Origin of the sequence: Parabacteroides timonensis, from assembly GCF_900128505.1 — a bacterium.
GTDB lineage: Bacteria > Bacteroidota > Bacteroidia > Bacteroidales > Tannerellaceae > Parabacteroides > Parabacteroides timonensis.
In genome coordinates this window covers 1,086,718-1,099,378 of record NZ_LT669941.1, presented here as the reverse complement: position 1 = coordinate 1,099,378, position 12,661 = coordinate 1,086,718, and the positions used below count along the sequence as shown (strand labels likewise).

The window sequence follows — 12,661 nt, the reverse complement described above, 5'->3', positions numbered from 1 at the left end:
TGGAGGAAATTCATGATAAATCAGTAAACCAGGTGAAAACCAGGAAAGTTTGCATTAGTCAAGTGTATTCCTAATGGTACCCAAAGAGTATAAAATGATTGAGGAAATCAGACAATATCTTCTGACTTTTTTACTGGTCACTGTGATTTTTAAGCGTTATGCTTTTTGTATTTGATTATAAATGTTACCTTTGCCACCTGTTACTAACATAGTTCTTGATGGACTATGTCATTTCTCACCCAAAGATGTAATATCAATCGTTCCCAGTATTTTTCGGTCAACAAGCCATTACGGTAGTAATCGGTGATACGTTTCAATTATTGACAGATATGAGCTATCTTTCTTTACAAGGCAACGCCTTGTGCCGAGGCTCTCTTTTGCCGTCGGTTTTTAACCGACGGATATAAAAGACAGGAGGCAAAGCCTCTTCCTTTGTGGGCTTAAGCCCCTTTATTAACAGGGCTTCTTTCCTATATGAAAGGGGTTAAAACCCACAGAGGATCCGGCAAATCTGGAGCTTTTAGATATCCGTTTGCTGAAGCAAACGGCAAAAGAGAGCCTGCGGCATGAGGCTCCGCCTCATAAAAAAGATGAGTCTTTTTCTAATAACTTAACGACAATCCGTAAGCCACACTATTGAATGTATTGCCTGTACGGATTTTATCTTTTTCGAAGATACGGTAAAGTATTTCTCTTACCGGTATGACAAGACTGCTACCGCCTGTGATAAAGACGGAGTCGATATCCGAAGCACTGTATTTGGAAGTTTCGAGTAGTTGGCAGATATATTGTTCGATCGCTGTCGTATGCCGTTCGATGACTGTGGCGAATTCGTCAGGAGTGAAAGGTTCGTGAATACTGATCGTCTCTTTCTCAAAGTCGATCGTCGTATTTTTCCCATTCGACAAATTTATCTTGGCTTGTTCGATTCCTTTGAACAGCGAGAAAACATAGTTGTTATCAATCAATACCCTTACATTGTCTATCTTTGGATTGTTACCCGAAAGGTGGTAATAGTTATCCATCGAACGGCGTAGTTTACTTTCTTTCAGCATAAAAGTCCGTTCCCAGTTTTTCAGTTCACGGTAAAGGATGGAGGGTACTTCAATCTCCTTATCGTATGACTGGTATTTCACGCCCCGTCCCAGATGAGGAGTTACTTTATACCACATGATCTCCGAGTCGAACAGGTCGCCACCGATGTAGACCCCGCCGTGGGCGATGATATCGTCTTGCCGGTCTTCTTTGCGTACTTTGTCGGGTGACAGGTTCATGATTGTAAAATCGGAAGTACCACCACCGAGGTCGGCTACCAGGACATTCTCGTTATGGTCGAGCCGTTGTTCGTAGGAGAGAGCGGCGGCAATCGGTTCCAGTTGCAGCTTGATATTCCTAAAACCTGCGTTACGGGCGGCAAGTGTCAGACGGTTGACGGCCAGATTCTCTTGTTTGGGATCTTCCGAAAAGATGGCAGGCCTTCCCAATACCACATCGGTGATTTCCGTGCCTGTAAAAGCTTCCGCTTTCTCTTTCAAGTGACGGATGATGCAGGTGACGAGCTGGTCTGGTGTCATTCGTTTGCCGAATATCCAGGTAGAAAGGAACTTATCCTGACGAAGTAGTGTCTTGACCGATTTCAGCAGGCGCCCGGTCATATTCTCTTCTATATATTTGTCGTGGGCTTCCTTTCCCACATAATAGGTCATTTCGTTTGTATCCGGGAAATAAAGGATGGAGCTTGCGCTATAAGAGAATACTTCTTTTTGTGTCGTTTTATCAGTGAGGGAGATAATGGAATTGGAGGTTCCGAAATCTAAACCGCATGTCAACTCGTTTATGTTCATCTTTGCCTTTTGTTTAATGAAAAAATGGGGCGCAAAGATATAAAAAATATACCAAAATACTCGTTTGGTATATTATTAGTATCGGTTCGTATACTAAAAAGTTCTGCTATTGACTGTTTGCCTAGTTTTGTATCAAGTTCAAAAATAAAAAGAAGCATGATATGAAAACAGGATGGGTATGGTTGATTTTGCTGGGAGTTTTTATATTTCAGGAAACAGGCGCGCAGGTTTGGCTGAAGGCTGAATATATCGGTTCTTCCGGTTTCAAGGATGTCGATAACAAAAAGGTTGGCGGAAAAGGCGATATGAAAGTGATACAGGGAGGAGTCAATGTCCCCGTATCGATGAAGATGGATGAAAACAATCATCCGACGGCCTGGATGGTCGGCCTGAGCGCTTCCTATGCTTCGATGAATAACAAGGACTTGTCGGGATATATAGACTTGCCGCATATTTTCAATGCACAGCTGGCAGTATCTTATATCCGTCCGTTAAGTAAGAAATGGTCGTTATTGGCAAGTGTGGGAGCGGGGATCTTTATGGATACCGGAAGCCTGGCTTATGTCCGTTGGAATAATGTTATGGGTGTGGGAGTGGCTGCGGCAATCTGGCATCTGAGGGATAATCTCGATGTGGGTATGGGGCTTGCTTTGAACACCAGCTTCGGTTACCCGATGGCCTTTCCGGCCCTTTTCGTGGACTGGCGGATTGAAGGACGTTATATGGTTAATGTCTCAATGATGGATGGGGCGGAATTGTCGGGTGGCGTCCAGTTGCATAAATTGTTTCGCCTGAAACTGATCGGTTCGATGAGTGGCATGCTTGCCTTTGTCAAACATGAGGGGAAGGATCAGATATTTACACAGCAGTACATAATAACCGGATTACAGCCGGAACTGACGATCACAAAATCTCTTTCTGTTCCCATAACGATCGGCCTGTCTGCTTACCGGACCGCCTTTTACGATGACCGGAGCTTGAAGGCCATGTTCCGGTCGATGGACAGAGACTATGATCCGCATTTTTCGCCTTCTTTTTATACAAGTGTAGCGATTAAGTATGGTTTCTGATTAGATCGGGTTTTGTAGTTCGTAGAAAATGTATCACCTTTACCTCGTCTAAATAAGTAAAGAAATAATGTTATGCCGGAGTCGGAAGTTACATATAATAGTTTTTTGATTAAATTTCTGATAGCCCCGAAATATAGAATCGGTAGGCATGTGTTGCTGATACTATTCTTCACTTTTGTCGCGTTCAATATGCCTTATTTGACCTGTGCGACTTTTTTGGGCGAAGTAGATGATGTGATTTGGTGTGTCAGCCTCATTTTACTGTTTTCCTATTTGGGAGGAATTTATCTGCATATGTATGTTTTGCTACCAGGGTTGCTGCTGAAAAATCGATATGTCTTGTATATCATTACTGTATCTTTACTAATATTGGTCATGATCGTAGTCTCTTTTGGGAGTGATTACTGGCTGAATTTATATTACAGGCAGGAACCGGGGTATTATTCTTTTTTCTATAAGAATCGAATACTGGCGGTTGAGATTGTAAGTAATTTTTTCCTTTACGGGTTATTGATTGCAGGAACTTCCATTACGATTTTGCTACGTCATTGGATAGGGTTCTATAAACGAAAGAACGAATTGGAGAAGGTAAACCTGAAAACTGAATTGGAGTTATTGAAAGATCAGATCAATCCGGAGTTTCTTTTTAATATGCTTGATGAAGCGGGTAAGCAGACATTTGATAACCCTGCACAGGCTTCAATAGTCTTGATGGAGCTAAGTAGATTGCTCCGTTACCAGTTGTATGATGGGAAACGGGAGAAGGTGTTGCTGATCTCTGAGATTTCATTCATTGAACATTTCCTGGAACTGGCAAAGACGAGACATGCGAATCTGAGTTTTAGCGTGATGAAAGAGGGGGATGTTAGCCGTAAGTTAGTACCTCCTTTGTTGTTTATTCCGTTTGCCATTCATTATGTGAAGCTGTCGTCATTGGGGAATTTGCCGCTGGATGTTCATTTCTGTTTTCGGGCTGGAGAAGGAGAGTTACATTTTTCCTGCATCTGTTTTGCTCCGGGTATGCCGGGTGGACACATGGAGAATTGTGAAGATCTGGAAAGTGTGAATCAACGCCTCGATTTGCTATTTAAAAACTCCTATAAGTTGGAGGTGGTGGACGATGGAGGAATTTGTAAAACGAATTTATGTATCAGGTTGTGATGAATACGTCCGGTTTTTTACTGCGTTTGCTGGTTGATCCACGTTGGAGGTTCTTCAGGCATTTCCTGCTGTTTTCTCTCAGTATGCTAATAATCTCTGTAAATTTTTATCTGGATTTGATAGAGGGAGAAGGGTTTGTTAAAAGTTGTATTTTACAAAGTTTGATATTGCTTGTTCCTATTTATTTGAGCATATTTATATTGACTCCGCGTCTGTTGCTGAAGAATAAACCGGGAAGATATGTTGTCTGTGTATTTCTGGTTATTGCTTTAGCTCTTTTATTTTCTTATTTACTGCGGCAGGAGGACATTGTTAAGGAGTTTGAAATATACCAGTTTTGGCTGTCAGCTTTCTTTTTTGTTTCTTCTATTATCCAGTTGAGCCTGATTATTGCCGGAGCATCTGCTGTCATTGTCTTTCAGGATTATGTAAAGTACGGGTTGCGTATCGACCAGTTGGAGAATGCAACTATGCAGTCGGAATTGGAACAACTGAAGAACCAGATCAACCCACATTTCCTCTTCAATATGCTCAACAATGCCAATGTATTGATAAAAGAAAGTCCCGATGAAGCTGTTCTTGTCCTTTCCAAATTGAAAGACCTATTGAAGTACCAGTTAAAAGACAGCGTATCGGAAGAGGTACGGCTGAAAGATGATATCTGTTTCCTGAATGATTATCTGAATATGGAAAAGATAAGGCGTGATAACTTCGATTTCATCGTATCCACAGAAGGCAATATGGAAGACATAACTGTTCCTCCTCTACTTTTTATCCCTTTTGTGGAAAATGCAGTGAAGCATAACAACGATAACCGGAAGCTCTCGTATGTACATTTATACTTCAAGGTGGAAGAGGAAAGCCTTACCTTTATCTGCATCAATTCGAAACCGGCCGAACAGAAGGAACGGGAAGCCGATGGAGGCATAGGCCTGGCTAATATCCGTCGTCGTCTGGAACTACTGTACGATACCGGTCATTCGTTACAAATAGACGAGACCGATATAACATATACGATCAATCTCCGTTTAAACTTAAAAAGAATAGTTGTATGAATTGCATAATTGTAGATGATGAACCGCTGGGGCGTAAAGCTATCCAGTTATTGGTACAGGATACACCGTTATTATCTTTATGTGGAAGTTTTGGCGATGCTGTTTCTGCGGGGAAATTTATGCAGGCCAGCCCTGTCGACCTGGTCTTTCTGGATATCAAGATGCCCGGTGTAAACGGATTGGAGTTTGCCAGGATGATCCCGGCCGAAACGCTGGTCATTTTCGTTACTGCCTATGCGGAATATGCTCTCGACAGTTACGAAGTGGATGCGATCGACTACCTGGTGAAACCGATCGAGATAGAACGTTTCAAACATGCTGTTGGAAAGGCACAGATTTATCATACGCTTTTGAAGGCAGACAATAACAAGAACAGTGTCGAGTCTGTTGCTGCCGATCATATTTTTGTCAAAGCCGAACGTCGTTATTTCAAGATACAGTTTAAGAATATCCTGTTTATCGAGGGATTGAAGGATTATGTCGTGATCCAGACACCCGACCAGCGGATCATAACGAAGATGAATCTGAAAGCCATCCATGAAATGCTTCCGAAGGATGTTTTTCTCCGTACAAATAAATCGTATATTGTTAACACTGACTATATTGACTCGTTCGATAACAACGACGTGTTTATTGGGAAATATGAGATTTCAATCGGTAATAGTTATCGTGATGCCTTTTTCGAGACGTTTTTTATGAAGAATAATCCGGCGGATTAGGAGTCGTTCTCTTTAAAATCACGTATATTTGCCGCATGAAAGAGTCTGTACGGATACTGCGTTTTATCATTGTAGGTACGTTGAATGCTCTCATTACCGCCCTTGTTATCTGGGTGCTGATGGAGGGGATGGACTGCAATTATCTATGGTCGAATGTCGCAGGATATGTCGCAGCACTTATCAATAATTTCTTTTGGAGTAAATACTGGATATTCTCAGCCCGTAGTGGAAAGTTCCAGCGTGAGATTCCTCTTTTCCTGGTTGCTTTCGGCTGTGCCTACGGGCTGCAATTCCTGTCTCTCTTACTTATGGTAGAGATCTGTGATATGAACGAATACCTGGGCCAGTTCCTGGGCCTTTTCGTATATGGTGCCGTTAACTTCACAATGAATAAACGGCTTACCTTCCTCCGGAAATAGGAAAGCTTTTCTAATTACTCACTTCTCAACGTATCGGCCGGTGCAACACGTGACGACAGATAGGCCGGGTACCAGGTTCCCAGCATAATGATAAATGCCATAAACAAGTAAGTAAGCAGCAGCCCGAAGAAAATACGAAAGAAAGTAATATGCATAATATTCGTGCCGATAAATTCCATTTTAGCCAGGTTGATACAGAGGATAACGGCCGGTATGGCAACCAGGCTTAACAACAACCAGCCTTCACCGATCATCATTCGTAGTATCTGGCTCCGTGTGGAACCGACGGCCAGCCGTAATCCGATCTCTGGTTTCCGGTATTCGTTGCGGAACCAGAAAGTACCTATAATTCCCAGAAATATATTGAAGACAAGGAATACCATGAAAGCAACCCGGTAGCGGATCTCATCCATTCGTCCGTCCGAAAGATATAACGTATAACGCAGGTCGTCGAAAGACCTTACCTTATATAATAGAAAGTTGCCTACTGACAGTTGTTCCCGTATATCCTGTTGGAAGTTTTGTATGAAATCCCGTTGATTCAACCCGGGTTTGACACGTATGCTGATTTCAAATTGGGATAGTACGCCTTCGTCCATCTGGGCCAGATCGGAGTTGGATAATAACAGATAGGCTGCATATTCCTCGGGCCTGTAGTCGTCTCGTTTCAGAGGGCCGCAAACGTCGCCGATGAGAAATTCTTCGCCATCATCTTTCAGATAAAGGGGTTTTCCTTTTGCCTGCTCGCCGGGAAATTCATCCTGGGCGAATTTGCGGGAAATAATTACACTGTTTTCATTCAAGGCCTTTGCCAGCTGGGACGGTTCTCCACCTGCTAACGGATGGATGCGAAATACCTCAAAGTAAGAAGGAGTGACTTCCAGAAAATGACAGTCGTTTGTCTGTATTGTGTCTTTCGAAAGCCTGATATCTCTGTAACTGGCACAATAGGGGGCACTCATGTTGGAGACACATACACTCTCTACCTGGGGATGCTGGCGGATACGTTCCAGGATAGACAGGAAATCGGCGGCAGCCTGCTGTTCTCCTTCTTCATACCGGACATACAGCGGACTGCTTTCCGGAATGGTGGCAAGTTGTACCTGATAGGTATCTTTTATGTCATAAGCACTGTCTATTGAAGCGGTATATCCGAATGTGATGAAAAAGTCCATTATATACCATAGCAGTATAAATACGATGAATAATTCGGCAACGATCCAGGCATTTTGCCGGCGTTGTGTCCATATAAGTTTTAAAAGGTGCTGTATCATGGTTCTGTTTATTTATCGTTTAATGCATCTACAACCGGTTTCCTGAGGGCACGCCAGGCAGGAACGAGGGCAGACAGTAAATTAAGTATCAGGCAAAAAGCAAAAGCGTATCCGAAAATAGCCGGATTCAGGAACATACCAGGTGACAGGTCTATCGAGGCGGTCAGCGAACTGCCATCCCAGTTATATCTTCCCAGCAACCAGCCTTTAAGCAGGCTGACCAATCCGTAGGACAGTAGTAAGCCGGTCAGGCCTCCGAGTAGAGTAAGCAATAGGTTTTCATATAAAACTTGCATCAATAATGTCCTATTCATCGCACCGAATGCTTTACGTATACCGAGTTCCTCCATTCTTTTCTTCATACGTGATGCCGTCATTCCTGTCAGGTTGATAGAGGGAACCAATAACAGGATCAGGATGATCAGTGTTATCTGAATATACAGCAGTGTATAGTCGGGAATATTGAATGATTCGCCACTGCGAAGGTAGGCCCGGAAAATAGTATCGGGCTGGTCGTTTAATATCAGATCGTACTGGGTTGTGCTGGTATTGTATTTGCGGCAAAGGTCTTCTGCCTCCGTGCGGATAGCATCAAAGTCATTCGGGCTTTTAGCCAGGATATATACCTGCATACGTCCCAGGACATAGTTACACCACGCACCTCCTTTGATCTGCGAGGGGCGGTTGGTGAAAGGCAACCACAACTCTGCATAGCAATAATTAGCGATGGAAGGGACGTCTTTGACGACTCCGGCTACTGTGTATTCTTCGAAATTCAGTAGAAATGTTTTTCCGGCTGCATCGGTCGTATTGAACAACTTTCGTGCCAGCGATTCGCATAAGACCGCTTTCCGGATGCCGGAGGTGAATTCTTCTTCTGTATAAGGGGCTCCTGACAGGAATGAGAATCGGAAAACTTTCCAGAATGCGGCATCTGTTCCCATGACAAGGCCGTTATAGACATTTTTGTTACCTTGCAACTGGATAAACTCACTTTGTTCTCCTAAAGGTATGACTGCCGTAACCGCTTCGGGGATTTGCATCGGGTAGAAGCATTCTTTAATGGTCGGGTACGATAGTTGACTGCTGCCATATCCTTTCCCTTCTTTTTTAGCGACTTTCCCGTACTGGACAATCATCATCCGGTCGCGATAACTTTCCGGTTCTATGTTGGCTGTATGGAAATAATACAGGATAGCCAATATCATAACCATAGAGATAGCCAGGCCGGTACCGGCTATATAGATAATACTGAAGAATTTATTTTGCTTCAGCATTTGAACTGCCTGCCTGAAATAGACTTTATACATAAAAGACTTTGTTATTATTGTTCGATGCGTATAATAACAAAGTCTGTGCCATAAAGGTAATGTGTTGAAATACAGTATTTGCAGCTTCGCTATTGCTGTTCGTTATCGGACACTGTGTTCGTTTTCGTGAGGCTTAAAATACCGTCTTCCTGCGAAAAGCGATCATCATGTTCGGAAAGAAACCTAATAGCCGTTATGATTTTGTCTGCCGGGAAAGATAACTCTTCCGTCAGCTTTTTTACTTCCTGGGGTCCGTTGTCTTCCAGTGTTTTCAATAAAGCATCCCGTATGGTGTTGAATGTATGGTTGTTCAGTCCCGAGTCGTTTTTGGCCAGGCAGACATCGCAGCAACCGCAATCGGAAGTATCCTTTTCACCGAAGTAAGTGATCAGCATCCGGCTCCGGCAGATCCGGTTTTCCTCTATGTAATCTATAACCCGATTCATCCGGCTTTCAAAACGTTCTTTGCGCTCTTCATAGGCCGAGCGGGGGATGGAGAGGTATTTGATCTCCTCCCTTGTTCGGGTATAGATGATGAGTGGCGTCTTTTTATGTGGAATATAATTGACGATCCTGTATTTGGAAAGTCCGATCAATACGTCATATATCTCTTGCTGGCTCAGTCCGGTTCGGGTAGAGATCAGTCCTTCATTAATATATACATAATCGGAAAACAGTCCGGTATAAGAACGGAGGATGCATTGGATCACTTCGTCTGTCTTTCTATCCTGGTGCAGATACTTGTAAAGTTCGTCGCGGGTGGCGGTGAATACCAGGCGGGAAGCATTGTCCTGTTCTTCCGTATATTCTATATAACCGGCCAGTTCCAGTATTTTCAGCGCATGATGAGCCTGCAAGTGTGAAAACTTGTAAGCTGAACAGAAATCGATCAGTGAGAAATCATGTACTGTATCAAGTCCGAATCCAACAGCAATCTGGTAATAATTGCCCAATGCATCGTATACCCGGCTGATAAACTCCCTGTCCGGATACTCGTCGGCCAGTCGTTTTTTGAGCTTTGTAGTGTCCGTATTCGAACATAAAGCAACAGCATAGGCCCGTTGTTCATCGCGCCCGGCGCGTCCGGCTTCCTGATAGTATTCTTCCAGTGATCCGGGCATATCCAGATGGACAACCAGGCGTACGTCCGGTTTGTCGATCCCCATACCGAAAGCATTGGTGGATACGATGACACGGCATTCGTTATTTTTCCAGCGGCTTTGTCGGAGATTCTTCTCGTCACGATTGAGCCCGGCATGGAAAAAGTCTGCCGATATACCGGCTTCCCGCAGTAGGGTCGCTACCTCTTTGGTCCGTTTCCTGTTGCGTACATAGACAATGGCGGTTCCCGGAACTTTCCCCAGTATATAGACGAGTGAGTTTATCTTATCTTCCGTGCGCCGTACGATATAGGAAAGGTTCTTCCGTACGAAACTTTTCCGGAAGACATTCTTTTCCTTGAAGTGCAACCGTTCCTGTATGTCATTGACTACTTCAGGTGTTGCCGTAGCCGTAAGTGCCAATACGGGTATATCGGGAAGTTGTTCGCGGATGTCGGCTATCTTCATGTAAGAAGGACGGAAGTCGTATCCCCATTGAGAGATACAGTGGCTTTCGTCGATAACCAGCAGGCAAACATTCATCGCTTGCAGCTTACTTATAAATATGTCGGTCGCTAAACGTTCGGGCGATACATACAGGAATTTATAATTACCGAAAATGCAGTTTTCCAATTGGGTGATTATTTCCTGACGGGTCATACCCGAATATACGGCAGTAGCTTTGATGCCCAGACGACGCAGGTTATCCACCTGGTCTTTCATCAAGGCGATCAGTGGGGTTACGACAATGCATATCCCTTCCATGGCCAATGCCGGCACCTGGAAGGTAATCGATTTACCTCCACCGGTCGGCATTAGCCCCAGTGTGTCTTTTCCCTCACAAACAGAGTGTATTATGTCCTCCTGGAGAGGACGAAAAGCAGGGTATCCCCAGTACTTCTCTAATATCTTATGGTAGACGTCCACCGGTTTCCTTCATATGTCATCGACCTTTATGTCTTTAACCATGAGCTGTAAGGTCGTGTTCCCGTTATACGTATTTTCTTCGATGGTATAGCAGATATTAAAAGGTTTCATCCCCTTAATATATTTGCTGTGTTCATGCATCCCGAAAGCGATACCGTGAATCGGCGTATTCGACTTGTCGTCTATCAGTTCCAGTTTGATATGTTCCAGTTCTTTACCTACCAGCTTGCTTGTACCGTAATCCTTGACGTTCAGTGAGCAGAACACCGGCTTCTGGTTGTCGGGTCCAAACGGGTTCATCCGTTTGAGCTCGCTCATGAATTTGGTGTTGATTTCTTTCAGGTCGAGTACGGCATCGATGTCGATCTGCGGGGTCATCTGCTCCGGGATGATTTCATCGGCAGCGAGTTTCAGGAAACGGTCGGTGAAAGCTTCTAGGTTTTCCTCTTTCAGGGAAAGGCCGGCGGCATAGGTATGTCCTCCGAAGTTTTCCAACAGGTCGCGACAGTTCTCTATCGCCTTGTATATATCGAAGCCGGTAACCGAGCGGGCAGAACCGGTAATCAGTTCGGACGATTTGGTCAGTACGACTGCCGGGCGGTAATACTTTTCAGTCAGGCGGGAGGCAACAATACCGATAACTCCTTTATGCCAGCCCGGATTGTAGACTACGATTGCCTTCCGGTCTTCCATATTGGCGAATTCATCGATGATGGCGTTGGCCTCGTCTGTTATTCTCTTGTCCAGTTCACGGCGTTCGTCGTTATACTGGTTGATATTTTCGCTCTTTTCGCGGGCCGATTCGACATCTTTGGCCAGTAGCAGGTCTACTGCTTCCTTTCCGTTCATCATACGCCCGGAAGCATTGATACGGGGACCTATTTTAAATACGATGTCGCTGATAGTGATATCTTTTCCGGTCAGACCACAGATGTCTATGATCCCTTTCAACCCCAGACTGGGATTGCTGTTTAGTTGCTTTAGTCCGTAGTAAGCCAGAATACGGTTTTCTCCTGTAATAGGCACGATGTCGGAAGCGATACTGACTGCTGTCAGTTCAAGCAATTTTTCCAATTCTGAGAAGGGGAAGTTATTGCTTTTGGCAAAAGCCTGCATAAACTTAAAGCCGACCCCGCAGCCCGATAAATGTTCGTAGGGATAGATAGAATCTACCCGCTTGGCATCCAGTACGGCTACCGCATCCGGAAGTGTATCGTCCGGCATATGGTGGTCGCAAATGATAAAGTCGATACCTTTTTCTTTGGCATACTCTATCTTTTCGATTGCTTTGATTCCGCAGTCGAGTGAGATAATTAAGGTTACGCCGTTTTCATACGCGTAATTGATCCCCTTATAGGAAATACCGTACCCTTCGTCGTAACGATCCGGGATGTAATAATCCAGAGTCGAAGAGTAGGGCCTTAAATATTTGAACACAAGCGAAACGGCAGTCGTTCCGTCTACATCGTAATCACCGTAAACCAGAATTTTTTCTTTATTCCCAAGAGCTTTATTCAACCGTTTTACTGCTTTTTCCATATCCGGCATCAGAAATGGATCATGTAGGTCGTTGAGATTGGGTTTAAAGAACTTTCTTGCCTCTTCTGCCGTGGTAATCCCTCTCTGAACAAGCAGGAGACAGATAATGGGACTGAAACCGATCTCAGCCGCCAGCGTATCTCTCTTACGTAATTCTTCTTCTGTCGGGGTTTGAAAATTCCATTTGTTAGTCATTATATATTATTTTTTCTTTTTTTATCTTTCTACATAGCCTTGCGGTAT

At 44.0% G+C, this 12,661-nt stretch carries 10 protein-coding genes; 5 read left to right on the top strand and 5 right to left on the bottom strand.

Going from position 1 to position 12,661, the window contains the following annotated elements; translation table 11 throughout:
• Nucleotides 1-602 precede the first annotated feature (602 nt).
• Nucleotides 603-1,844, bottom strand: a complete 1,242-nt coding sequence (locus BQ7394_RS12065; RefSeq protein ID WP_075557664.1) for an Hsp70 family protein — start codon at nucleotides 1,842-1,844, stop codon at nucleotides 603-605.
• A 161-nt stretch (nucleotides 1,845-2,005) separates the two neighbouring features.
• Here BQ7394_RS12065 and BQ7394_RS12060 point away from each other — a divergent pair, with 161 nt between their 5' ends.
• The 5 genes from BQ7394_RS12060 to BQ7394_RS12040 all read left to right on the top strand — a co-directional run bounded on the left by BQ7394_RS12060 (nucleotide 2,006) and on the right by BQ7394_RS12040 (nucleotide 6,268).
• Nucleotides 2,006-2,914, top strand: coding sequence for a DUF6268 family outer membrane beta-barrel protein (locus BQ7394_RS12060; RefSeq protein WP_075557663.1), 909 nt, complete (start codon nucleotides 2,006-2,008; stop codon nucleotides 2,912-2,914).
• 339 nt (nucleotides 2,915-3,253) lie between these two features.
• Nucleotides 3,254-4,075, top strand: a complete 822-nt coding sequence (locus BQ7394_RS12055) for a sensor histidine kinase (RefSeq protein WP_235848736.1) — start codon at nucleotides 3,254-3,256, stop codon at nucleotides 4,073-4,075.
• 185 nt (nucleotides 4,076-4,260) lie between these two features.
• Nucleotides 4,261-5,130, top strand: coding sequence for a sensor histidine kinase (locus BQ7394_RS12050; protein WP_235848735.1), 870 nt, complete (start codon nucleotides 4,261-4,263; stop codon nucleotides 5,128-5,130).
• The gene (locus tag BQ7394_RS12045) at nucleotides 5,127-5,849 is read left to right on the top strand and encodes a LytR/AlgR family response regulator transcription factor (protein WP_075557661.1); all 723 of its coding nucleotides are present in this window, start codon (nucleotides 5,127-5,129) and stop codon (nucleotides 5,847-5,849) included. Before BQ7394_RS12050 ends, BQ7394_RS12045 begins: the two co-directional genes overlap by 4 nt.
• A 35-nt stretch (nucleotides 5,850-5,884) precedes the next feature.
• Nucleotides 5,885-6,268 carry a GtrA family protein gene (locus tag BQ7394_RS12040; protein ID WP_075557660.1) on the top strand — a complete coding sequence of 128 codons (384 nt, stop codon included), beginning with the start codon at nucleotides 5,885-5,887 and terminating at the stop codon, nucleotides 6,266-6,268.
• Between the two features lie 14 nt (nucleotides 6,269-6,282).
• On the opposite strand, the gene BQ7394_RS12035 is transcribed toward BQ7394_RS12040, so the two are convergent.
• The 4 genes from BQ7394_RS12035 to recJ form a co-directional block, all read right to left on the bottom strand.
• Nucleotides 6,283-7,542, bottom strand: coding sequence for an ABC transporter permease (locus BQ7394_RS12035; RefSeq protein ID WP_075557659.1), 1,260 nt, complete (start codon nucleotides 7,540-7,542; stop codon nucleotides 6,283-6,285).
• A gap of 8 nt (nucleotides 7,543-7,550) precedes the next feature.
• The gene (locus tag BQ7394_RS12030; protein ID WP_075557658.1) at nucleotides 7,551-8,852 is read right to left on the bottom strand and encodes an ABC transporter permease; all 1,302 of its coding nucleotides are present in this window, start codon (nucleotides 8,850-8,852) and stop codon (nucleotides 7,551-7,553) included.
• An 89-nt stretch (nucleotides 8,853-8,941) separates the two neighbouring features.
• Entirely contained in the window at nucleotides 8,942-10,879 is a 1,938-nt protein-coding gene (locus BQ7394_RS12025; protein WP_075557657.1) for a RecQ family ATP-dependent DNA helicase, read from the bottom strand.
• Between the two features lie 9 nt (nucleotides 10,880-10,888).
• Nucleotides 10,889-12,613, bottom strand: a complete 1,725-nt coding sequence (gene recJ / locus BQ7394_RS12020) for a single-stranded-DNA-specific exonuclease RecJ (RefSeq protein WP_075557656.1) — start codon at nucleotides 12,611-12,613, stop codon at nucleotides 10,889-10,891.
• Between the last annotated feature and the right edge of the window lie 48 nt (nucleotides 12,614-12,661).

Coding starts and splice junctions, on each gene's coding strand:
- BQ7394_RS12060 (WP_075557663.1), top strand. CDS start 2,006: ATGAAAACAGGATGGGTATGGTTGATTTTGCTGGGAGTTTTTATATTT.
- recJ (WP_075557656.1), bottom strand. CDS start 12,613: ATGACTAACAAATGGAATTTTCAAACCCCGACAGAAGAAGAATTACGT.
- BQ7394_RS12040 (WP_075557660.1), top strand. CDS start 5,885: ATGAAAGAGTCTGTACGGATACTGCGTTTTATCATTGTAGGTACGTTG.
- BQ7394_RS12045 (WP_075557661.1), top strand. CDS start 5,127: ATGAATTGCATAATTGTAGATGATGAACCGCTGGGGCGTAAAGCTATC.
- BQ7394_RS12065 (WP_075557664.1), bottom strand. CDS start 1,844: ATGAACATAAACGAGTTGACATGCGGTTTAGATTTCGGAACCTCCAAT.
- BQ7394_RS12035 (WP_075557659.1), bottom strand. CDS start 7,542: ATGATACAGCACCTTTTAAAACTTATATGGACACAACGCCGGCAAAAT.
- BQ7394_RS12030 (WP_075557658.1), bottom strand. CDS start 8,852: ATGTATAAAGTCTATTTCAGGCAGGCAGTTCAAATGCTGAAGCAAAAT.